Origin of the sequence: Achromobacter seleniivolatilans, assembly GCF_030864005.1 — a bacterium.
Lineage (GTDB): Bacteria > Pseudomonadota > Gammaproteobacteria > Burkholderiales > Burkholderiaceae_B > Achromobacter > Achromobacter seleniivolatilans.
Window position 1 is genome coordinate 4,319,210 of the sequence record NZ_CP132976.1, and the last position, 21,304, is coordinate 4,340,513.

Below are 21,304 nucleotides of genomic sequence, written 5' to 3' on the forward strand. Positions count from 1 at the left end.
GCCGCGACGCATGGGCGTCCTCCCCATCGTGAAAGACCTGCGGGGTCGCGGGTCGCATCGAGGTTTACATAGATGAAAGCCCGCTCCATCCGCCGCTACGCCGGCGCGCTGCTCTGTTCCGCTCCGGCCATCGCTGCCGCCCAGCAAGCCGCTTCCACCACCCCCGAACTCGACTCCATCACCGTCACCGCGCAGCGCGTGCCGACGGACGGCCGTACGCTGCCCGTGTCCATTTCGGTCATCACGGCCGAAGACATCGCCGCCAGCAGCGCCCGCACCATGCAGGACCTGCTGTCGACCCAGGCCGGCATCCATCTGGTCAACACCAGCAGCTCCAGCGACAACGCCATCGTTGACCTGCGCGGCTTCGGCATCACCGGCGCCAGCAACACGCTGATCATGATCGACGGCGTAAAGCAAAACACCAACGACCTGTCGGCCCCCAGCCTGGGCGTGGTGCCGCTGGATCAAGTGGAACGCATTGAAATCGTGCGCGGCAGCGGCTCGGTGCAATACGGCGGCGGCACGACCGGCGGCGTGATCAACATCATCACGCGCAAAGAATTCTCCAAGGAACCGGTGTCCGCCACGGCCACCGCCACCTTCGGCAGCTACGGCCTGCGCCAATACGACGCCGCCGTTGCCATGAACAACGAAAAGGTGGGCGTCGACGCTTACATGCAGTCGCTGCACAGCGACGGCTACCGCGACCACAGCGGCGAACGCCGTGAAGGCGGCGGCGGCGGCATCACCTTGCGCCACGACAACGGCTCGATCCGTCTGTACGGCCGCACCACCACGCAAAAGCTGGAATTGCCCGGCCCGCGTTTGATCAGCCCGTCGACCGGCGTGAACCAGTTCGAAAACGACCCGCGCGGCTCCAAGAACGACGTCGATTTCGTCAAGACCACGACGACCACCTTCGGCCTGCAACTTGAACAGGCGATTGGCACCGGCATGCTGTATGCCGACCTGTCCACGCGTGAGAAGAAGCTCAACGGTCTGTCGTATGACGGGTTCGGCGACACGCTGCGCGATCAGAAGCTGGAAGAGAACATTGCCAGCGTCCGCTATCGCCTGCCAATCAACGGCGGCCACAGCATCGTCTTTGGCGCCGACGCGCAAGAATCCAAGACCACCGCCGACCAGAACGCCTACTACGACTTCGAGCCGTCCAAGTGGCAATCGCGCCAGCACCAATACGGCCTGTTTGCTGAAGGCCAGATCCGCGCAACCGACACGACCTACGTGACGGCCGGCGTGCGCCGCCAGTACGCGTCTGATGACCTGGACGTGATTTCCGGCTCGGGCACCGCCTCTGACCGCAGCAACCACCTGACCGCCTGGCAGTTGGGCGTGCGCCAGGATCTGCCCTCAGGCTTCGGCGTGTACGGCAAGGTCGGCCGCAGCTTCCGCTTGCCCAACGCCGACGAACTGCTGTCGGTGCAAAAGCCGCTGGCTGCGCAAACGTCCACTGACAAGGAAATCGGCGTGACGTGGCAATCGGCCGCAAGCAGCGCCCGCCTGTCGTACTTCCGCTATGACCTGACCAACGAAATCCAGTACAACCCGTTGGCTGACGGCATGTGGGGCCCGGGCACGGGCGCCAATACCAACCTGGACCCGACCCGCCGCCAAGGCATTGAACTGGAAGGCCGCACCGCCATTTCCAGCAGCATCACGCTGGATGCCAACGTGACCTGGATGGAAGCGCAATTCCGCTCGGGCACCTACGCAGGTGTGGATCTGGCCGGCAAGACCGTGCCGCTGGCCCCCAAGTGGCTGGCCAACGCCGGTGTGACGTGGCGCCCCACCGACGCGTTCCTGTGGAACGTGGCGGCGCAATATGTGGGCAAGTCGCGCATGGATAACGACCAGGCCAACCAGTTCGGCAAAGAACTCGACGCCTACGTGTTGTTCAACACCAAGGTTGCGTACAAGTTCACCCGCAACATCGAAGGCGCCATCGGCGTGAACAACATTTTCGACCGTCAGTACGCCACCTACGGTATCCGTGGCGGCAATGCGTCGTTCGAAATGTTGGGCCCTGTCGCCAACTACAACCTGTACCCCGCCCCGGGCCGCAACTTCTACGCGTCGCTCACGCTGCGCTACTGATCGCGGCATTCCGATATAGTCGGCGTTGTTCGCTGACTATATCGGCACCCCTGGCATGACCTTCCCAAGCGCATTCCTACGTATCGTTCCGGGGCTGATTCTGGCCCTGGGCGGAACGCTTGCCCGGGCAGAGACGCCGATCAGCGCAGGCATTCAGGTTCAGGACGACAAAGGCCGCACGGTCTTGCTGGCCGCGCCCGCCCGGCGCGCCGTCACCCTGGCGCCGCACGCCACCGAGCTCGTCTATGCCGCTGGCGCAGGCGACCGGCTGATCGCCACCATCCGTGGCAGCGACTATCCCCCTGCCGCCCGCCAATTGCCCGTCATCGGCGACGGCACGCAACCCGATGCCGAACGCGTGGCGGCGGTCAGGCCCGATCTGCTGATTGCCTGGCAGCCTGCCGCGGCCGAACCGCTGGTCCGCGTCATGGACAAGTTGCAGGTTCCCGTTTTCTTTAGCGACCCCCTGACGCTCGACGCCATCCCTGGCGCCGTGGAGCGCATGGGCGAGCTGTTTGGCACCCAAGCCCAGGCCCGCCCCGCAGCCCAGGCTCTGCGCGCCCGCCTGGACGCGCTAGCCTCCCGTTATGCCGGCCGCCGGCCCGTACGGGTCTTCATCCAGGCCGGTCTGGACCCCATTTACACCCTGAACGACACCAGCATCGTCAGCGACGCGCTACGCCTGTGCGGCGGGGTCAATGTCTTTGGGCAAGCGCCCGTCGTGGCGCCCCAGGTCACACTGGAAAGCGTGCTGGCCGCCCGTCCCGAAGCGGTGCTGGCGGGCGTAGCCAGGCCAGAAGACACGCGCCAGAATCTGGCTGCGTGGCAGGTGCTTGGGTTGCCCGCCGCCCGCCAGGGCCATGTTTATGGGGTCGATGCCGACGCCTTGTACCGCCCCGGCCCCCGCCTGATCGACGCTGCCGAATCCATCTGCGCCGACCTGGACCGGCTGCGCTGAGTACGGGATTGCGGTCCGCAGCCAGTCCGGTGCTTTATCATTCGCCTGAACATCAGCCAGCCTTTGCGGGCCCTCGCATCGTGCGTTCCCCGCCCTTTGAAACACCGCCATGACCACACAAGACACTCTCACCATCGCCGGCCGCGCTTATTCGTCGCGCCTGCTCGTCGGCACCGGCAAGTACAAGGACTTCGAACAGACCCGCGCGGCGCTGGACGCCAGCGGCACCGAGATCGTGACGGTTGCTATCCGCCGCACCAATATCGGGCAAAACGCGGGCGAGCCGAATCTGCTGGACTACGTTCCGATGTCCAAGTTCACCCTGCTGCCCAACACGGCCGGCTGCTACAGCGCCGACGATGCCGTGCGCACCCTGCGTCTGGCGCGCGAGCTGCTGGACGGCCATGATCTGGTGAAACTGGAAGTGCTGGGCGACCCGCACACGCTGTTCCCCAACATGCCCGAAACGCTCAAGGCCACCAAGACGCTGGTCGATGAAGGCTTCAAGGTCATGGTCTATTGCACCGACGATCCCATCCAGTGCCGCATGCTGGAAGACATGGGCGCCGTGGCCATCATGCCGCTGGCGTCTCTGATCGGCTCGGGCATGGGCATTCTGAACCCCTGGAATCTGCGCCTGATCATCGACCAAGCCCGGGTGCCAGTCGTCGTGGATGCGGGCGTGGGTACCGCATCCGACGCCGCCATCGCGATGGAACTGGGCTGCGACGCCGTCCTGATGAACACCGCCATCGCCGCCGCGCGCGATCCGATCCTGATGGCCAGCGCCATGAAAAAGGGCGTGGAGTCCGGCCGCGAGGCCTTCCTGGCCGGCCGCATGCCCAAGAAGCTGTACAGCGGCGCGCCCAGCTCGCCCACTGAAGGCCTGATCACCGGCGGACCCGCCAAATGAGCTCCCGCGAAGCGGCCAAAAGCCGTCCCATCCCCCACGCGCTGACCATCGCTGGCGTCGACCCCTCCGGCGGCGCCGGAACCCTGGCCGACATCAAAGCGATGAGCGCCCTGGGCGCCTATGGTTGCGCCGTTATCGCGGCGCTGACTGCCCAGAACACCCAGGGCGTCACCGGTATCTCGCCCGTGCCGCCCGCCTTCGTGGCCCTGCAAATCGACACGCTGTTCACCGACGTGCGCATCGACGCCGTCAAGGTCGGCATGCTGGGCCAGCGGCCCGTGATCGAGGTCGTGGCTGAAAAACTGGCCAAATGGGCCCCCGCCCATGTCGTGCTGGACCCGGTCATGGTGGCAAAAAGCGGCGATTTGCTGCTTGAGAAAGAGGCCGTCGGCGCTATGCGCGAAGCCATGCTGCCCCAGGCCACACTGCTGACGCCGAACCTGCCCGAAGCTGGCGTGCTGCTCGAGGAGCGGCCGGTGGAAACCGTGAAGGAAATGCGCCGCGTGGCCGAACGCCTGCGCAACAAGATGGCGCATTCGGGCGCGCGCTGGGTGCTGGTCAAAGGCGGCCATCTGCCCGGCAATGAAACCATCGACCTGCTGCACGACGGCGACCGCATGATTGAACTGCCTGGGCATCGTATTGAAACGGTCAACACCCATGGCACGGGTTGCACGTTGTCGGCAGCGCTGGCCGCGCTGCTGCCGCAAATCGACGACGTGCCCGAAGCCGCCAAACGGGCCAAGGCTTACCTGACCGAGGCTATCCGCCACGCGGAACGCCTGTCGGTGGGTTCGGGCCACGGCCCGGTCCACCACTTCCACGCTTGGTGGTAGGGGCGCGGCGGGATAAGCCGCCTGCGGCCGAAAGCGGCGCCCCATGGGGCGCCGCCGTCATTTCAGCCTGCCCGATCCCAGGCTGAAACATCTGCCGGCCGGGCACGCCGTCACAGGACGCTACGAATCGGTACAATGGTCGGCTGATTCCACTGTTTTTTTCCTCACCGTCATGAACGCTTCGACCCTGCCCGACGTAGAACAAGTCCGCTTCAACATGGTGGAACAGCAGATCCGCCCGTGGGACGTCCTGGACGCCAACGTGCTGCAAGCGCTGTTCGATGTGCGCCGCGAACAATTCGTTCCGCCGGCACTGCGCGCCCTGGCGTTTTCCGATCTGGAACTGCCTCTGGAAATCAACGCGGTCAATACGCGTCAGACCATGCTCGCGCCCAAGGTGGAAGCCCGCCTGGCGCAAGAACTGCAACTGACGAAGGCTGACTGTGTGCTGGAAATCGGCACCGGCTCGGGCTATCAGGCCGCGCTGCTGGGTTATCTGGCCCAACAGGTTACGTCGGTGGAAATCGACAGCCGTCTGGTGACGTTCGCGCAGCAAAACCTGCAAATGAACAACGTCACCAACGTCAAGGTTGAAACCGGCGACGCCCGCAACGGCTGGGGCTCGACCGAATATGACGCCATTCTGGTGACGGGTTCCGTGCCGGTCGTGCCGGACGCCCTGAAGTACCAACTGCGCGTGGGCGGCCGCTTGGTCGTGGTCGTGGGCCAAGCCCCCGTCATGACGGCCTGTCGCATCACCCGCACCACGGCGGCCAGCTTTGAAACGGTCAACCTGTTCGAAACAGTCATCAAACCGCTGCGTGGCACCACGGTGTCCCAGTTCAAGTTCTAAACCCCCACCTTGCCGCCCCGCGCTTGCGCCCCGACGGGGCCAGCGCATAACGGGGCGGCCCGGCGTATCGTTGAAAATCATGCGCGTCCGATTGCTTACGGCTTTACTGGTTTTTACCTCTGCCGCAAGCGTCGGCCCGTCGCCCGCTGTTGCGCAGAACCTGATCCAGGTCTGGCAATCGGCCCTGGGCAATGACCCGACCTACGCCGCCGCCCGCGCCAACTACCGCGCCGGCCTGGAAAAAGAGCCGCAGGCGCGGTCCCTGCTGCTGCCGCTGATAACCGCGGAAGCCGGCGGCGCCTACCAGGAAACCCGCAGCACCCGTGGCGCCGGCATAGCCTACAGCGGCGGGCGTGGCGTCTGGGATCTGGCACTGACCCAGCCTCTGTTCGATTGGGGCCGCTGGCAGAATTACGAGCAATCCAAGCTGATCGTCGCTGACGTCGAAGTGCAGTTGCAACAGGCCCTGCAAGACTTGCTGCTGCGCGTGGCCGATGCCTACTTCAACGTGCTTTATGCGCAAGACACGCTGACCGCCACGGAAGCCGAGAAGGCCGCCGTCGCCGGGCAACTGGAGTCCGCCAAGCGCAATTTTGAACTGGGCAACGCCACCGTCACCGACACCTATGAAGCGCAGGCGCGCTATGACCTGGTTCTGGCGCAGGAACTGCGTCTGCAAAACGATCTGGATGTGCGCCGCGACGAACTGGCCAAGATCATCGGCACGCAGCCCGGCGCCCTGGCCGAATTGCCCTACGGCGTGCAATTGCCCGCGCCCCAGCCCGCCCGCGTCAATGACTGGAGCACCCAGGCAGAATCGTCCAGCCTGGACGTATTGCGCGCGCAGCTCTTGACCCGCATTGCCGGCCGCGAAATCCAGATCGCCAAGAGCGGCCACTACCCCAGCCTGAACCTGCGGGCCACCAGCGGCAGCGCCAGCGACGCCGTCATGCGCAACGCGGCGCCCGGCAAACCGATCGACAACACGATCGGCGTGGTCCTTTCCATTCCGCTCTATTCTGGCGGCGGCGTATCGTCGCAAGTCACGGAAAAGGTGCAACTGGAACAAAAAGCGCGCCACGATTTTGAAACGGCGCGCCGCCAGGCCATCCAGGCCGCCCGCCAGTACTACAGCGGCGTCACGAGCGGCCTGGCCCGTATCCAGGCGCTAGAGGCCGGCGAGAAATCCAGCCGCGCGGCGGTGGAAGCCAACCGTACAGGGTACGAAGTAGGTGTGCGTATCAATCTGGACGTGCTTAACGCCCAGCAGCAGCTCTACGCCACCCAGCGCGACCTGGCACTGGCGCGCTACAGCACGGTGCTGTCAGGCCTGCGCCTGAAGGCCACCAGCGGCATTCTGGCCGAGTCGGATCTGGAAGCGATCAACCGCTTGCTGCGCGAACCGCGCTGAAGTGTTGCGCGTTGGGTCGCGTTGCTGAACGGCATAGGGACTGCGGCGCCGCTTGATGCGGCCCAACTCAGGCGCCCTGAATCTTCTTCACCAGCGCCGTCGTCGAACGCTCGAATTCAAACGGAATCGCCACCGCCCGGCCACCCCAGGTTTTGACCAGCGCGGTCTCGGGCAGTTTTTCCATGTCGTAGTCGCCGCCCTTGACGATCAGGTCGGGCTTGAGCTCGCCAATCAAAGCTTCGGGCGTATCTTCGTGGAAAGACGTGACCACGGTCACGAAACCCAGCGCGGCCAACAGCGCGGCGCGGTCTTCCATGCGGTTTAACGGGCGCTCATCGCCCTTGCCCAAACGGCGTACCGACTCATCGGTATTCACTGCCACGACAAGGGTGGCGCCCAGCTGGGCCGCCTGATCCAGATAGGTGGCGTGCCCCCGATGCAAGATATCGAAGACGCCATTGGTAAACACCAGCGGACGCGGAAAGCGGCCGCTGGCAATAGCGGCGACGCATTCGTCGCGGGATAAGACCTTGGATTCGAAACGGGCGGCAGACATGCGGCGATTATATCCGCGCGTCTGCCGCCCTGAATGCAATGTGCAGGCACTAAGGCCGGCGATCAGCCGGCCCCAGCGCGGCTGAGATCAGGCATCACCCAAGATGATCTTCTTTTCCTTGGGTACAACCAGCGCCGTCATTTCCTTGCGGTAACGGTTCAGGTCCTTCACGGTTTCAAAGCTGCGATCCATCAGCTTGGACAGGATGTGCAGGATGCGGGTAGCGACCTTCTGTTCCCACAAGCCGTCAAAGCGGATCTGCGTATCCAGCCAATGTTCCAGCCAGCCCGGCTCGGGCAGGCGCGACTGCACCGTGTCGTTGGGGAACAAGTCCTTGTTCACGTGCAGGTTGGTCGGATGCAACGCCTGCTGGGTGCGGCCAGCCGAGGCCATCAACACGCCGATCTTCGAGAACGCTACGCGAGCCTGCTCGCTGGTGTCCTGGCCGCGGTCATGCAGCGCGCGACGCATGTATTGCAAGTAAGCGCCGGCATGGCGGGCTTCGTCTTGGGCAACTGTCTTGTAGATGGCCTTGATCACCGGTTCGGTATGCCATTCAGCCGCACGGCGATACCAGTGATTCAAGCGGATTTCGCCGCAGAAATGCAGCATCAGCGTTTCCAGTTCTGGCGCAACATCGAATTCAAAGCGCACGTTGTGCAGCTCTTCTTCGGTGGGCACCAGGTCGGGACGGAAGCGGCGCAAATATTCAATCAGCACCAGGGAATGCTTCTGTTCTTCAAAGAACCACACCGACATAAACGCACAAAAATCGCTGTCTCCACGATTGTCGCGCAGGAACATCTCGGTGGCCGGCAGTGCCGCCCACTCGGTAATGGCGTTCATTTTGATCGTCTGAGCTTGCTCGTCCGAGAGCTTGCTGCGATCAAAATCCCCCCAGGGGATGTCATGCGCCATATTCCAGCGCACGGCTTCCATGGTCTTGAATAGTTCAGGATAAAGCATGGTCTGCCCTTGTATTCGTCCCGCTAGTGGGGCTATAGAAATTAATGAATGCGCGCGTCACGCCAGCGTAGGCGCTGCATTTATCCACCGCAGCGCTATTTTTCGCCGTCTCCCGCGTAGCTATGATGACTGTTTCATGAATGAAACATGACAGAGTTCGTCTAGACCATCGCGCCGCCTATCGGGTCAGGGCCCATATTGCGACCCCGATCGCAAGCGCCACCACCCCAACCAGCGCTGCAACCAGCCGGTTGTTCTGCTCTTGAGCACGCCGCAGGTGAATCATCTCGGACAACAGCGCGGGCGAGACATTCGGGCGGCTCAGGTGGTCATGGACCAGCCTGGGCAAAGCGGGCAGCATTTGAGACCACTGCACGGCTTCTTTTTCCAGGCTTTGACGCAAGCCCTTGAATCCGACACGCTGACGCATCCAGCGTTCCAGATAGGGCTTCGCAGTTTTCCAGAGATCCAGGTTGGGATCAAGCTGGCGGCCCAATCCTTCAACGTTCAGCAAGGTTTTTTGTAACAACACCAGCTGCGGCTGGATCTCAACATTAAACCGGCGCGAGGTCTGGAACAGGCGCAGCAGCACCTGCCCCAGCGAAATCTCAGACAAAGGCCGGTCAAAGTACGGTTCGCAAACGGCGCGTACGGCGCCCTCCAGCTCTTCTTCGCGCGTGTCGGCGGGCACCCAGCCCGACTCAATATGCAACTGCGCCACGCGGCGGTAGTCGCGGTGGAAGAAGGCCAGGAAATTCTGCGCCAGATAGTTCTTATCAAACTCGGACAGCGACCCGACGATGCCGAAGTCCAGGGCGATGTAGCTGCCCAGCGTGCCAGGGCGGTCCGACACGTAGATGTTGCCCGGGTGCATATCGGCGTGGAAGAAGCCGTCGGTGAACACTTGCGTGAAGAAAATCTCGACCCCCGTGCGCGCCAGCGTCGGGATATCGATGCCGGCCTCGCGCATACGCTCGATCTGGCCCACCGGCATGCCGTACATGCGCTGCATGGTGAACACGGTGGACGCCGTGTATTCCCAGATCACCTCGGGCACGATCAGCATGTCGCCGCGGCCGGACTCGGGGCCGAAGTTGCGGCGCAACTGGCTGCAATTGGAGGCTTCGCGCACCAGATCCAGTTCGTCATGCAAGTACTTGTCGAACTCGGCCACGACTTCGCGCGGCTTCAAGCGGCGGCCATCGGCGCCCAGGCGCTCGATGATGCGGGCCACGATCTTCAAGAGCGACAAGTCTTTTTCGATGATGTTCAGCATGCCCGGACGCAGCACCTTCACTGCGACTTCCCGGCCATCGTGCAGCACCGCAAAGTGAACCTGGGCGATCGAGGCCGATGCAACCGGGTCGACATCGAATTGCGCGAACAGCTTGGCCGGCGGCGCGCCCAGTGCCGCTTCGATGCAAGCGGCAGCCTGCGCGGACGGGAACGGCGGCACGCGGTCTTGCAACAACGCCAGCTCGTTGGCGATGTCAGCGGGAATCAGGTCGCGCCGGGTGGACAGTACCTGCCCGAACTTCACAAAAATGGGGCCTAGCGATTCCAGAGCCAGCCGCAGGCGCTGACCGCGCGGCTGGCGCGGCCGCGTACCCAGCCGGATAACGCGCAGCAGGCAGGTGGCCAGCGGATGATTCAGGCTGGACAACACCAGCTCGTCCAAGCCATAGCGCAGCGAAACCAGGATGATGCGTAAGAGGCGCAGCAAAGGAAACATGGATCAGGCGCCCCGCTTTGCGCTGGCAGTTGCCAGACGAGATTGCAGGGCGGCGGCTGAACGGGCCAGCGCGTCGGCGCGCTCATTCAGCTCGGCCAGATCCAGACGCCATTGTTCCAACGCCGGACGTCCGGCCAGCACACCGCTTTCTTCGGCCAGATATTCAGACACGTTCCCGGCCAGGCGTTTGCTGACGGTTCGCGCGCCGTCCGCTGCCGCACGGGCCCCGCCCACAATGCGCAGCGCGGCGATATCGCCTACGACTCGCGCCAGGGCGTCCTCGGGGTCCCAGCGCAACTGCTTGGATAGATCCGCCACCACCTGAGCCAGAGCGGCATCGCCAGAGATATGCGTGGCTTCAGCAAAGTCAGGCTTGTCGCGGCCCGCATCAGGACCAAGGCGAGGCAATGGCAGCTTTTCAGGGGATACCGTCAGAGTCACATCGGGCACCACGGCCGGGTCAGCCTGAGACGCCAGCCCTTCACTGTCGATCGTCAGGCCCAGCGTGAATCCCCCCAGGGCAAAACGCACGGTCTTGCCGGCATGCCGGACCAGACGCTCGCGCGCCCAGTCCTCGCGCCGCAACAAAGCGTTGAGCGCACTGACAGCGAATCGCGAGGGAGTGGGCAGAAACGAAAAAGGCAGCATGGGGGTCTGCAACAGCCCGATCGCCGGGGTTGCCGAAGTTGATGGGTAAATCGGGAGTGTAACGGGTTAGATCGGAGGGCGTTTACGTGCGGGCACATGGAAAAACCGGCCCATCTAGGGCCGGTTCATACGGAAGCCTTGCGGCGTCCGCGGCAGAAGGCGGGAATTGTCCCGGCCAGCCGATTTTATTAGCTGGCGAGATCCACCGGGATCTGCTGGATGCCGGCGAGCAACCAGCCGCCGTTGGCAGGCTTGAACAGATTCCAGACTTCTTCGAAGCGGAAAGCCTCGGCGCCCGGGGTCTCACGCAACATGCCGGAGAAGCGCACGCTGGCCAGGTGGCCGTCGGACACGGTCTCGATGCCCAGCATTTCGGCGTTCAGCAAGACGACTTCGGTCTTGTTAGGGGCCGCGCCACGCTCGGCCAATTGCGGCTTGAGTTCAGTGATCAGGTCGTCGGTCAGGAAATCGCGCAGACCGTCGGTGCTGCCGCTGTCCCACACGGCCTGGATGCGGACGAACTGATCCTTGGCCTGCTTCAGGAAGTTAGGCGTATCAAAGTCGCCCGGCACGAACCAGTTGTTGTCTTCACCAGCCTTGGGCAGCACGGCGGGCGGAGCGACGGGCGCTGCGGCGACCGGTGCAGCGGCTGCGGCAGGCGCGGCGGCTGCCGGATTCAGCGTCTCACGCCACATGGGCTGCTGTTGCTGGCCCGGCGCATTGTTTGCGCCACCGAACGCGCCTTGCGTGGCGGTACGGGGGGCAGAAGCGCCGCGCAGACGGCGGACGATGAACAAGACGGCAAAGATGACCAGGCCGATCAACAGGGCGGAACCCAGCATTTCAGCAAATGCGCCCGACAGGCCCATGCTGGAGAGCAAGGCAGCGATACCCAGGCCAGCGGCAATGCCGGCGATGGGGCCGAGCCAGCGCGAAGCACCGCTCTTGGCGGCGGCGCCTGCGGCACCCGCCGTTGCAGCGCCGGCAGCTGCCGGAGCGGCGGTGGCGCCAGCGGTATTGTTAGCGGCGGCGGGAGGCGTAGTAGCCTGACGCTGCTGGGTCACGTTGGAAGATTGACGGCCGGCGCTGGAACCGCCACCTGCACGACGGGCTTCAGCGTCAAACGACGCCGTTACCAACGCCGCGCCGGAAACGGCGATAAGCGCCGCGGCGACAAACCGCGAAAGACAGAATTTGGTCATATGTTTGCTCCCTCGTACTCGCGCCCCCGCTGCCCCGAGCAACAGGGAGTCCCACGGACCGCGGGACCTTCGGCGCGACTTTTCTTACAATAATCTGAATGACGTAAGAATAACGGACAAGACGCCGCCCCACAAGTTCCCCGTGGGCTTATGAAATATCCAGTGGACAGCCGGGCCGTCAGCCCAGGCGCACACCCTCGTGCAGGGCGGCGATACCGGCAGTCAGGTTGAAATACTGCACCCGGTCCAGGCCAGCGGTACGCAGCATGTCAGCCAGGGTTTCCTGGTCGGGATGCATGCGAATGGATTCCGCCAGATAGCGGTAGCTGGCTTCGTCGTTGGCAATCTTTTTGCCCAGCCATGGCAGCACATTGAACGAATACCAGTCGTACGCGGGCGACAAAGGCTTGGCAACCCGGGAAAATTCCAGCACCAGCAGCTTGCCGCCGGGTTTGAGCACCCGGGTCATTTCAGCCAGGGCGCGGTCCTTGTGGGTCATGTTGCGCAGACCGAAGGCCACGCTGACACGGTCGAAATACCCGTTGGGGAACGGCAGGCGCTCGGCGTCGCACACGGCGGTGGGCAGCAACAGGCCCGCGTCGGTCAGGCGATCGCGCCCAACGCGCAGCATGGAATCATTGATGTCAGTCAGCCAGACCTCGCCCGTGGGACCCGCGCGCTTGGCGAAGGCTTTGGCCAGGTCGCCAGTGCCGCCGGCAATATCCAGCACTTTCATGCCCGGACGAATGGCGGCGCGGCCAATGGTGAAGGCTTTCCAGATGCGGTGCAGGCCGGCCGACATGAAATCATTCATGACGTCGTAGCGCTGGGCCACTGAATGGAAGACTTCAGCGACTTTGCGCGCTTTTTCGCCTTCTGGCACCGTTTGGAAACCAAAATGAGTGGACTGCGAAGCGGAATCTGCGGAATGTTGCGATTCGGAGGGGTTTTGCATGGTGAATTCCCGATATATCGGGCAATGGTAGCCTATCGGGAACCCGGCGGCGGCCGCTAAACCTGTCACAGCAGCAGCCAGCGGTCACATACCTGAAATATTGCGGCCATACTATCGCAATGTTCGCGCCGCGCCGGCGCTCCGAAGTGTGCCAAATTCGCCATGTCCAGCACTATCCTCGTCGTCGAAGACGAACCCGCAATCCAGGAACTGATCGCCGTCAACCTGTCCTTCGCGGGGCACAAAGTGTTGCGCGCCTTCGACGCGGACCAGGCCCAAACCCTGATCCGCGCCGAACTCCCCGATCTGATCCTGCTGGATTGGATGTTGCCCGGCACGTCGGGCCTGGCCATGGCGCGCAAGCTGCGCAACGACGAACGCACCCGCGCCGTCCCGGTCATCATGCTGACCGCCAAGGGTTCCGAGCAAGACAAGGTAGATGGCCTGGAAGCCGGCGCCGACGACTACATCACCAAGCCGTTCTCGCCGAAAGAGCTGATGGCCCGCATCAAGGCCGTGCTGCGCCGCCGCGCGCCCCAGCTGACTGACGACGTGATCGACGTGGGCGGCCTGAAGCTGGACCCCGTCACGCATCGCCTGTCGGGCAATGCCCAGTCGCTGCAAATCGGCCCCACTGAATTCCGCCTGCTGCATTTCTTCATGACCCACCCCGAGCGCGTGTTCTCACGTTCGCAACTGCTGGATCAGGTCTGGGGCGACCACGTGTTCGTCGAAGAGCGTACCGTAGACGTCCATATCCGCCGCCTGCGCAAAGCCCTGGAACCCAGCGGCCATGATGCGCATGTGGAAACGGTTCGCGGCAGCGGTTACCGGTTTACGGCACAGCTTCCGACGCGGTAACTTCTGCACCACGATGATCTGGTTGCGCACACTTTTCCTGGTCGCCCTTTGGGCGGTGGTTGCCTTATTGGCGCAATGGCTTCTTGGAGACCCGGCAGGCTGGATAGTGTTTTCCGCCGCGCTGGCCGCCACGCTGTTATGGCGCAGTTGGCGGCTCACGCTGGTCTCCCATTGGGCCCAACACCCGGACACCTCTCCCCCGGCGTCTGTCGGCCCCTGGGACGATATCCTCGCCCCGCTCTACCGTTACACACGTGCCCGCGCCCGTGAACTGACCGAAACTCAAGAGACCATGCAAGGCATGCTGGCCGCCGCTCAGGCGCTGCCGGACGGCGCGGTCACCTTGAATGAAGACTTTCAGATTGACTGGTGCAACCGCATGGCGCGCCAGCATCTGGGCTTGCGCCTGCCCGCCGATCGCGGCCACAACCTGCTGAATCTGCTGCGCGCACCCGAATTCGTGGAATATGCGCACCGGCCGTCATGGCCCGAGCCAATTCTGGTGCGTCTGGGCCAGCAGGGCCAGGAACGCCTGATGATGATGCAGCTGACGTCTTACGCCAGCAATCAGCGCCTGCTCATCACGCGTGACGTCACCCAGATCGAACGCCTGGAAACCACGCGCCGCGACTTTGTGGCCAACGTCTCGCACGAGCTGCGCACGCCGCTGACCGTGCTGGCGGGCTTTCTGGAAACGCTGCGCGATATGCCCACCGATGCCTTGCCCCCAGAACAACGGGCGCAATACATCGACATGATGCACGAGCAGGCCCAGCGCATGCAGGCGATTGTCGAAGACCTGTTGACGCTATCCACGCTGGAGTCCTCTCCGGGCAGCGACCCGCGCGCCATCAACATGAGCGCGCTGCTGCAAAAGGCGCGCCAGCAGATCGAGGCGCTGTCGGGCGGCCGCCATATTCTGGAATGGCATATTGACGACACGCTGGACGTGCTGGGCGCGGAAACCGAGTTGACGTCGGCCCTGTCCAACCTGCTGACCAACGCTGTGCGCTACACGCCGGACGGCGGCACGATCACCGTGCGCTGGGCTCGCGAGCCCGACGGCGGCGCGCGCTACAGCGTGCAGGACACGGGCATCGGCATTCCCGCCCGCCACCTGCCGCGCCTGACCGAACGCTTCTACCGTGTCGACCGTGGCCGCTCGCGCGCCGTGGGCGGCACCGGTCTGGGGCTGGCAATCACCAAACACATTGCCATGCGTCACGACGCCGAACTGCTCATCACCAGCGAATCCGGCAAAGGCAGCGTCTTTGCGCTGCGCTTTCCGTACGAACGCATCGCCTGATCTTGCCATTCGCGCCGCGACCGCGGCGCGAATGGTAAATTTTCGGCCATGCGCATCCTGGTCATTGAAGACGAACCCAAACTTGCCGACTACCTTAAGAAGGGTCTGTCGGAACAAAGCCATATCGTGGATCTGGCCCGCGACGGCGTCGACGGCCTGCATCTGGCGCTGGAAGGCGCTTACGACCTGATCGTGCTGGACGTGATGCTGCCGGGCGTGGACGGTTTCGGCATCCTGGCGTCTGTCCGCGCGCAGAAAGACACTCCCATCCTGATGCTGACCGCCCGCGATGCCGTGGAAGACCGCGTGCGCGGCCTGGAAGGCGGCGCGGACGACTATCTGGTCAAGCCTTTCGCGTTTTCGGAACTGCTGGCGCGCGTGCAAGCGTTGCTGCGCCGCGGACGGTCTCAGGAACCCACGCTGCTACGCCTGGCAGACCTGGAATTGGACCTGGCGCGCCGCCGGGCCCAACGCGGCGGACGGCGGCTGGATCTGACCGCCAAAGAATTCAATCTGCTGGCGCTGTTGATGCGGCGCCAAGGCCAGGTGCTCTCGCGCACCACTCTGGCCGAGCAGGTCTGGGACATGAATTTCGACAGCGACACCAACGTCATCGACGTCGCCGTGCGGCGGCTGCGCGGCAAACTGGATGATCCCTACGACACCAAGCTGCTGCACACCGTGCGCGGCATGGGGTATGTGCTGGAATCGCGTCCCGCATGAAATCGCTGCGCGTGCGCTCCATGCAGGCGCGGCTGACGCTGCTGTTGGGCGCCATCGCGCTGCTGGTATCCAGCCTGGCTGGCGCCACGCTGTTCTGGGCGCTCAAGCGCGAGGTGGAACGCCAGGAAATCACTGAAGTCAGCGGCAAGCTGGAACTGATCGACCACCTGATCGACATGCAGAACAGCGCCAGCGGCCTGCACGATTTGGCGGCCACCTTTGATGAAATGCGGGCGGGCCAAGGCCAACTGGGCATCTGGATCGTGGATGCGCAGGGCCACGCCGTCTATGGCGGCGCGCCCCCGGAATTGCTGGAGACCGTGGACGGCAAGCAAGTCGTGCTGCAAGCCGCCGATGGCGGCCGTATGCGCGGCCTGCGCGTCGCCATGAACGACCGCATCCTGCCCGGCGCGCAACTGACCGTGGCGGTCAGCACGCGCACCAGCTCGCAATTCCTCTATGCCTACGGCACCGCCCTGGTCCTGATCTGCGCGCTATGGGTCGGGGCGACCGTGGTGCTGGCGGCCTGGGCTGTCCGGCGCAGCATGGCGCCTGCGCGCCGGCTGTCGGAGCAGGCCGCGCGTATACAACCCGACAATCTGGCGCGGCGCCTGCCATTGGAAGACACCGACCGCGAGCTGCACGAGCTGGTCCGCTCCTTTAACCGCACCCTGGAACGGTTGCAGGCGGCCTACCAGCAGATGGAAGGCTTCAACGCCGATGTCGCGCACGAACTGCGCACGCCGCTTGCCACCCTGATCAACGGCACCCAAGTCATGCTGTCGTCGCCACGCGATGCCGCGGAACTGCGCGACGCGCTGGAATCCAACCTGGAAGAGCTGGAAGACTTAAAGACGCTGGTCAACGACATGCTGTTTCTGGCCCGGGCGGATCGCGGCGAACGCGCCGCCGACCTGACGCCCGTGTCGCTGGCCGCCGAGGCCCGGCGTGTGGCGGAATACTACGAAGCCACGCTGGAAGCCAAAGGTGTTCATCTGCGCTGCGAGGGCGACGCCACCGTCGCCGCCAACCCGGGTCTGGTGCGCCGCGCCATGGCCAACCTGATCTCCAACGCCATCAAGGCGACGCCCGCAGGACGCGAAATCGTGTTGAGTTGCTCGGCGTCGCCGCGCGGCGCTCGCGTTGAAGTCCGCAACCCCGGACCACCGATCCCAGCCGCCGATCTTCCCCGCATCTTCGACCGCTTTTTCCGGTCGGGGCAAACGCGTGCTCCGCGCAGCGAAGGCCATGGGTTGGGATTGGCCATCGTGCGCGCCATTGCGCGCATGCACGGCGGCGAAGTGGATGCGGTATCGGACGCCGGCGGCACGGTCGTCGGTATTACGCTGCGCGGGCCAGCGAGCCCGGTTGAACCGCTTGCGGCTCCTCACATTACAGAAACGTAATCCAGCCGACAGAATCGGGTCACCCCGGTTTTCCTACAGTGTCATCACGGTTACTCCTTTAAGGATTCACGTGAAAGACACGCTGCTACGCATGACCCAGGCCGCATTGCTGGCCCTGACGCTTACCGCCGCTGCCGCGCAAGCCGCCGGCGGCCATGACGGCCACGGCGGGCACGCCATGTCCATGCCGGCTGCCACGGCGCCAATCGGCAAACCGGGCGATGCCGCCCGCGTCAGCCGCGTCATTGATGTCGACATGACCGACGCCATGCGCTTTACCCCCGACCGTATCCAGGTCAAGGCCGGCGAGACCGTACGTATTAACGTGCGCAACTCGGGCAAGATCCGGCACGAGCTGGTGCTGGGAACCGACGCCGATCTGAAAGCGCACTACGACATGATGATGAAAGACCCGGGCATGCGGCACGAGGAACCGAACTCGGTATCGTTGGACGCCGGCAAAAGCGGCCAGATCATTTGGCGCTTTGATCAGGCGGGCACGGTGTCCTTTGGATGCCTGGAGCCGGGCCACTATTCGGCAGGTATGAAGGGATCGGTGTCGGTGCTTTGATGCATCGCGCCCGCGTCCAATGACCACGTCCCTCTTCCCTTCCCGCCGGCGCTTCGTGCAAGGGCTGGCCGCAGGCGGTGCCCTGGCTGCTCTGGGCAACTGGCGCGCCGCACTGGCCCAAACCCCGGCCCAGCCCGCTACCGAACTGCGCGGCACCGAATTCCATCTGGAGATCGGCGAGACCCCGGTGAATTTCACGGGCGCCGCCCGCATCGGAACCACCGTCAACGGGCAATTGCCCGCGCCAATCCTGCGCTGGCGCGAGGGCGACACCGTGACCCTGCACGTCACGAACCGCCTGCGCGAGCAAACCTCTATCCACTGGCACGGCATTCTCTTGCCCACCGAAATGGATGGCGTGCCGGGCTTGAGCTTTCCCGGCATCGATCCGGGCCAGACCTTCACCTATCGCTTCGCCCTGCGTCAAAGCGGCACCTATTGGTATCACAGCCATTCCGGTTTTCAGGAACAGACCGGCTTATATGGGGCGATTGTCATCGACCCGCGCCGTCGCGACCCGATCACGTCTGACCGCGACTACACGGTGCTGTTGTCTGACTGGACGGACGAAGACCCCATGCGGCTCTTCGACAAACTGAAGGTCATGCCGGACTACTACAACCGCATCCAGCCCAGCGTCCAAAGCCTGGCCGCCGACGCCGGCGATAAGGGTTGGCGCGCCGCGCTGTCGGAACGTCTTATGTGGGAACAGATGCGCATGAATCCGTCAGATCTGGCGGACGTGTCGGGCGCCACCTATACCTATCTGACAAACGGCGCGACACCTGCGGGCAACTGGACGGGGCTGTTCAAACCGGGCGAACGGGTACGCCTGCGCTTCATCAACGGCTCGGCCATGACGTACTTTGATGTGCGCATCCCCGGGCTGAAGATGACCGTGGTGGCCGCCGACGGACAGGACGTGCGGCCAGTGGATATCGAAGAATTCCGCATCGGTGTCGCGGAAACCTATGACGTCATCGTTGAACCGCAGGAAGATCGCGCCTACACCATCTACTCGCAAGCGATGGATCGATCGGGTTATGCCCGCGCCACGCTGGCGCCGCGCGCCGGCATGCAGGCCGAGGTGCCAGCCCTGGATCGCGTGCAGCTGCTGGGCATGATGGATATGGGCATGGCGCACGACATGGCCGCGATGAGTACAGGCGGATCTGCCGGCGCGATGGATCACGGGTCCATGCCTGGCATGAACCACGGCAGCAGCCATGACGCAGCCGCAGGACAGGGCGGCATGGTTGAGGTGAAACACCCCTATGCCACCGAACGCGGCGTGGGCAACTCCATGTTGCCCGATGTCGTGTCGACCCGGCTGGATGATCCCGGCGTCGGCCTGCGCAACAACGGCCGCCGTGTGCTGACTTACGCGGATCTGCATTCCATCCGCGAACCCGAGGACAACCGCGCGCCCTCACGCGAGATCGAGCTCCATCTGACCGGCAATATGGAACGCTATATGTGGTCGTTTAACGGCGTGAAGTTCTCGGATGCCAAGCCTATCGTGCTGCGTTTCGGGGAGCGCGTGCGTTTCGTGCTGGTCAACGACACGATGATGACCCATCCGATCCATCTGCATGGTCTATGGAGCGACCTGGAATCGCCCGACGGCGCGTTCCAGGTGCGCAAGCACACGATTACGCTCAACCCGGCGCAACGCCTGAGCTACCGCGTCAGTGCCGACGCGCGCGGGCACTGGGCGTACCACTGCCATCTGCTGTATCACATGGAGGCCGGCATGTTCAGAGCGGTCGTGGTGGAGTAAGCAATGCCGATCAAGAGTTCCCAAACAAAATTTCTGGGCGTGAGCGCGCTCATGATGGCACTGGTTGCAACCGGCGCCAGCGCGCAGTCCGCACCAATGGATCACAGCGCAATGGACCATGGCGCAACGCCGCAGCCCGCTGCGATGGATCATTCCAGCATGCCGGGCATGGACCACGGTTCCATGAACCATGATGCCGGGTCCAACACGGCCAACCCGCCCGTGGGCAGCCTGCCCGCCAGCGACGGCGCGGGCGAGCGCGGCTACGACAGCTACGGCATCCATCCTCACATGATGGACAACGCGCCAGCGTGGCAGGTGCTGTTCGACAAGTTCGGCATCGAGCGCAACCGCGACGGGCAGAACGCATTGAATTGGGATGGCCGCTTCTGGTTCGGCACCGCGACCGACCGCTTGCTGATCAAGAGTGAAGGCGAGCGTGAAAACGGCGGCGGATCGGACGCCAAAGTCGAAGCGTTCTGGAGCCATGCGGTATCGCCATTCTGGGATCTGCAAGTGGGCGCCCGCCGTGACGTTGGCAGCAGCCCCAAGCGCAACTGGGCCGCCGTTGGCATCGAAGGCGTGCTGCCCTACAACATAGAGCTGCAAGCCACCGCCTACGCGGGCGCGTCCGGCCGCACGGCGCTGGCGCTGAAGGCCGAGTACGACCTGCTGTTGACGCAACGCCTTATCTTCACGCCAGAGCTCGAAGCCAGCCTCTACGGCAAAAATGACGCGGAGCGCGGCGTGGGGTCGGGCCTGTCCACGGGCTCGCTGTCGCTGCGGCTGCGGTACGAGGTCACGCGCGAATTCGCGCCGTATATCGGCGTATCCTTTGAACGTAAGTTCGGCCAGACCGCCAGCTATGCGTCCGACGCCGGGGCCAGCCGTTCCCAGACGGCCGTCATGGCTGGCGTGCGATTCTGGTTCTGAACCCGGTATTACCCCTTTTCCCTTTCTTGCCCGGAGCATCATGAACGTTCCCCGCCTTACGCGCCGCCTGGTTCTTGCCGCGGCTCTGTGCGCCCCCGCCTTCGCCATCGCGCAAACGCCCGCCAAGGTCGAAGTCTGGAAAACGCCCACCTGCGGCTGCTGTGAAGACTGGGTCAAACACATGCGCGACAACGGTTTCGCCGTTACCACGCATGACGTGCAGGACACAGGCCCGATCCGCCGCAACGCCGGCATGGCGGACTACGGCTCTTGCCATACCGCCGTCGTGGACGGCTACGCGGTGGAAGGCCATGTGCCCGCCAGCGACATCCGCCGCCTGCTGCTGGAAAAACCTGACGCTGCCGGACTGGCCGCCCCCGGAATGCCGCTGGGTTCCCCCGGCATGGACGGCCCGGAATACGGCGGCCGCAAAACCCCGCACGACGTGCTGCTGATCGACAAGAAGGGCGGCGCCAAGGTATTCCAAGCCTATCGGTAGATAAATAAAGGGCGAGATACCGGCATACGGCACCCGGCCATTGAAACAATTCATCCACACCGTCTCAATGGCTACTC

20 protein-coding genes are annotated in these 21,304 nt (G+C 63.9%); 14 read left to right on the plus strand and 6 right to left on the minus strand.

Annotation, left to right across the window (positions count from 1 at the left end; translation table 11 throughout):
- The first annotated feature begins 72 nt into the window (after positions 1–72).
- From RAS12_RS19460 to RAS12_RS19485, 6 genes are all read left to right on the plus strand, one after another.
- On the plus strand, positions 73–2,118 hold the full coding sequence (locus tag RAS12_RS19460; protein ID WP_306938192.1) for a TonB-dependent receptor: 2,046 nt from the start codon (positions 73–75) through the stop codon (positions 2,116–2,118).
- A gap of 55 nt (positions 2,119–2,173) precedes the next feature.
- Entirely contained in the window at positions 2,174–3,076 is a 903-nt protein-coding gene (locus tag RAS12_RS19465) for a cobalamin-binding protein (RefSeq protein ID WP_306938193.1), read from the plus strand.
- A gap of 109 nt (positions 3,077–3,185) precedes the next feature.
- Entirely contained in the window at positions 3,186–3,989 is an 804-nt protein-coding gene (locus tag RAS12_RS19470) for a thiazole synthase (RefSeq protein WP_306938195.1), read from the plus strand.
- Positions 3,986–4,825, plus strand: coding sequence for a bifunctional hydroxymethylpyrimidine kinase/phosphomethylpyrimidine kinase (gene thiD, locus RAS12_RS19475; RefSeq protein WP_306938196.1), 840 nt, complete (start codon positions 3,986–3,988; stop codon positions 4,823–4,825). Before RAS12_RS19470 ends, thiD begins: the two co-directional genes overlap by 4 nt.
- A gap of 172 nt (positions 4,826–4,997) precedes the next feature.
- Positions 4,998–5,678 (plus strand): protein-L-isoaspartate O-methyltransferase family protein, encoded by a 681-nt coding sequence (locus RAS12_RS19480; protein ID WP_306938198.1) that lies wholly within the window; start codon positions 4,998–5,000, stop codon positions 5,676–5,678.
- A gap of 79 nt (positions 5,679–5,757) precedes the next feature.
- Complete coding sequence (locus RAS12_RS19485; protein WP_306938200.1) at positions 5,758–7,089, plus strand: TolC family outer membrane protein; 1,332 nt, start codon at positions 5,758–5,760, stop codon at positions 7,087–7,089.
- 67 nt (positions 7,090–7,156) lie between these two features.
- On the opposite strand, the gene rfaE2 is transcribed toward RAS12_RS19485, so the two are convergent.
- From rfaE2 to ubiE, 6 genes are all read right to left on the minus strand, one after another.
- Positions 7,157–7,645 (minus strand): D-glycero-beta-D-manno-heptose 1-phosphate adenylyltransferase, encoded by a 489-nt coding sequence (gene rfaE2, locus RAS12_RS19490; protein ID WP_306938202.1) that lies wholly within the window; start codon positions 7,643–7,645, stop codon positions 7,157–7,159.
- Positions 7,646–7,732: 87 nt separating this feature from the next.
- The gene (locus RAS12_RS19495; protein ID WP_306938203.1) at positions 7,733–8,611 is read right to left on the minus strand and encodes a ferritin-like domain-containing protein; all 879 of its coding nucleotides are present in this window, start codon (positions 8,609–8,611) and stop codon (positions 7,733–7,735) included.
- 178 nt (positions 8,612–8,789) lie between these two features.
- Positions 8,790–10,343 carry a ubiquinone biosynthesis regulatory protein kinase UbiB gene (gene ubiB / locus RAS12_RS19500; protein WP_306938205.1) on the minus strand — a complete coding sequence of 518 codons (1,554 nt, stop codon included), beginning with the start codon at positions 10,341–10,343 and terminating at the stop codon, positions 8,790–8,792.
- Between the two features lie 3 nt (positions 10,344–10,346).
- On the minus strand, positions 10,347–10,991 hold the full coding sequence (locus tag RAS12_RS19505) for a ubiquinone biosynthesis accessory factor UbiJ (RefSeq protein ID WP_306938207.1): 645 nt from the start codon (positions 10,989–10,991) through the stop codon (positions 10,347–10,349).
- Positions 10,992–11,179: 188 nt separating this feature from the next.
- The gene (locus RAS12_RS19510) at positions 11,180–12,193 is read right to left on the minus strand and encodes a Tim44 domain-containing protein (RefSeq protein WP_306938209.1); all 1,014 of its coding nucleotides are present in this window, start codon (positions 12,191–12,193) and stop codon (positions 11,180–11,182) included.
- Between the two features lie 178 nt (positions 12,194–12,371).
- Positions 12,372–13,148, minus strand: coding sequence for a bifunctional demethylmenaquinone methyltransferase/2-methoxy-6-polyprenyl-1,4-benzoquinol methylase UbiE (ubiE, locus tag RAS12_RS19515; RefSeq protein WP_306938211.1), 777 nt, complete (start codon positions 13,146–13,148; stop codon positions 12,372–12,374).
- A 162-nt stretch (positions 13,149–13,310) separates the two neighbouring features.
- Here ubiE and phoB point away from each other — a divergent pair, with 162 nt between their 5' ends.
- The 8 genes from phoB (at position 13,311) to RAS12_RS19555 (ending at position 21,227) form a co-directional block, all read left to right on the plus strand.
- Positions 13,311–14,009, plus strand: a complete 699-nt coding sequence (gene phoB / locus RAS12_RS19520) for a phosphate regulon transcriptional regulator PhoB (protein WP_306938212.1) — start codon at positions 13,311–13,313, stop codon at positions 14,007–14,009.
- A 13-nt stretch (positions 14,010–14,022) separates the two neighbouring features.
- Complete coding sequence (phoR, locus tag RAS12_RS19525) at positions 14,023–15,315, plus strand: phosphate regulon sensor histidine kinase PhoR (protein ID WP_306938213.1); 1,293 nt, start codon at positions 14,023–14,025, stop codon at positions 15,313–15,315.
- Positions 15,316–15,363: 48 nt separating this feature from the next.
- Entirely contained in the window at positions 15,364–16,038 is a 675-nt protein-coding gene (locus tag RAS12_RS19530) for a heavy metal response regulator transcription factor (protein WP_306938214.1), read from the plus strand.
- The gene (locus RAS12_RS19535; protein WP_306938216.1) at positions 16,035–17,444 is read left to right on the plus strand and encodes a heavy metal sensor histidine kinase; all 1,410 of its coding nucleotides are present in this window, start codon (positions 16,035–16,037) and stop codon (positions 17,442–17,444) included. Before RAS12_RS19530 ends, RAS12_RS19535 begins: the two co-directional genes overlap by 4 nt.
- 91 nt (positions 17,445–17,535) lie before the next feature.
- On the plus strand, positions 17,536–18,015 hold the full coding sequence (locus RAS12_RS19540) for a cupredoxin domain-containing protein (RefSeq protein WP_306951528.1): 480 nt from the start codon (positions 17,536–17,538) through the stop codon (positions 18,013–18,015).
- A 19-nt stretch (positions 18,016–18,034) separates the two neighbouring features.
- Entirely contained in the window at positions 18,035–19,795 is a 1,761-nt protein-coding gene (locus RAS12_RS19545) for a copper resistance system multicopper oxidase (RefSeq protein WP_306938218.1), read from the plus strand.
- A gap of 3 nt (positions 19,796–19,798) precedes the next feature.
- Entirely contained in the window at positions 19,799–20,728 is a 930-nt protein-coding gene (locus RAS12_RS19550; protein ID WP_371321211.1) for a copper resistance protein B, read from the plus strand.
- Positions 20,729–20,768: 40 nt separating this feature from the next.
- Positions 20,769–21,227 (plus strand): DUF411 domain-containing protein, encoded by a 459-nt coding sequence (locus tag RAS12_RS19555; RefSeq protein ID WP_306938220.1) that lies wholly within the window; start codon positions 20,769–20,771, stop codon positions 21,225–21,227.
- The last annotated feature ends 77 nt before the right edge of the window (positions 21,228–21,304 follow it).

Bases quoted from the DNA above. Each gene is read 5' to 3' on its own strand.
- RAS12_RS19460 (WP_306938192.1), top strand. From the start codon at position 73: ATGAAAGCCCGCTCCATCCGCCGCTACGCCGGCGCGCTGCTCTGTTCC.
- RAS12_RS19465 (WP_306938193.1), top strand. From the start codon at position 2,174: ATGACCTTCCCAAGCGCATTCCTACGTATCGTTCCGGGGCTGATTCTG.
- RAS12_RS19470 (WP_306938195.1), top strand. From the start codon at position 3,186: ATGACCACACAAGACACTCTCACCATCGCCGGCCGCGCTTATTCGTCG.
- thiD (WP_306938196.1), top strand. From the start codon at position 3,986: ATGAGCTCCCGCGAAGCGGCCAAAAGCCGTCCCATCCCCCACGCGCTG.
- RAS12_RS19480 (WP_306938198.1), top strand. From the start codon at position 4,998: ATGAACGCTTCGACCCTGCCCGACGTAGAACAAGTCCGCTTCAACATG.
- RAS12_RS19485 (WP_306938200.1), top strand. From the start codon at position 5,758: ATGCGCGTCCGATTGCTTACGGCTTTACTGGTTTTTACCTCTGCCGCA.
- rfaE2 (WP_306938202.1), bottom strand. From the start codon at position 7,645: ATGTCTGCCGCCCGTTTCGAATCCAAGGTCTTATCCCGCGACGAATGC.
- RAS12_RS19495 (WP_306938203.1), bottom strand. From the start codon at position 8,611: ATGCTTTATCCTGAACTATTCAAGACCATGGAAGCCGTGCGCTGGAAT.
- ubiB (WP_306938205.1), bottom strand. From the start codon at position 10,343: ATGTTTCCTTTGCTGCGCCTCTTACGCATCATCCTGGTTTCGCTGCGC.
- RAS12_RS19505 (WP_306938207.1), bottom strand. From the start codon at position 10,991: ATGCTGCCTTTTTCGTTTCTGCCCACTCCCTCGCGATTCGCTGTCAGT.
- RAS12_RS19510 (WP_306938209.1), bottom strand. From the start codon at position 12,193: ATGACCAAATTCTGTCTTTCGCGGTTTGTCGCCGCGGCGCTTATCGCC.
- ubiE (WP_306938211.1), bottom strand. From the start codon at position 13,148: ATGCAAAACCCCTCCGAATCGCAACATTCCGCAGATTCCGCTTCGCAG.
- phoB (WP_306938212.1), top strand. From the start codon at position 13,311: ATGTCCAGCACTATCCTCGTCGTCGAAGACGAACCCGCAATCCAGGAA.
- phoR (WP_306938213.1), top strand. From the start codon at position 14,023: ATGATCTGGTTGCGCACACTTTTCCTGGTCGCCCTTTGGGCGGTGGTT.
- RAS12_RS19530 (WP_306938214.1), top strand. From the start codon at position 15,364: ATGCGCATCCTGGTCATTGAAGACGAACCCAAACTTGCCGACTACCTT.
- RAS12_RS19535 (WP_306938216.1), top strand. From the start codon at position 16,035: ATGAAATCGCTGCGCGTGCGCTCCATGCAGGCGCGGCTGACGCTGCTG.
- RAS12_RS19540 (WP_306951528.1), top strand. From the start codon at position 17,536: ATGACCCAGGCCGCATTGCTGGCCCTGACGCTTACCGCCGCTGCCGCG.
- RAS12_RS19545 (WP_306938218.1), top strand. From the start codon at position 18,035: ATGACCACGTCCCTCTTCCCTTCCCGCCGGCGCTTCGTGCAAGGGCTG.
- RAS12_RS19550 (WP_371321211.1), top strand. From the start codon at position 19,799: ATGCCGATCAAGAGTTCCCAAACAAAATTTCTGGGCGTGAGCGCGCTC.
- RAS12_RS19555 (WP_306938220.1), top strand. From the start codon at position 20,769: ATGAACGTTCCCCGCCTTACGCGCCGCCTGGTTCTTGCCGCGGCTCTG.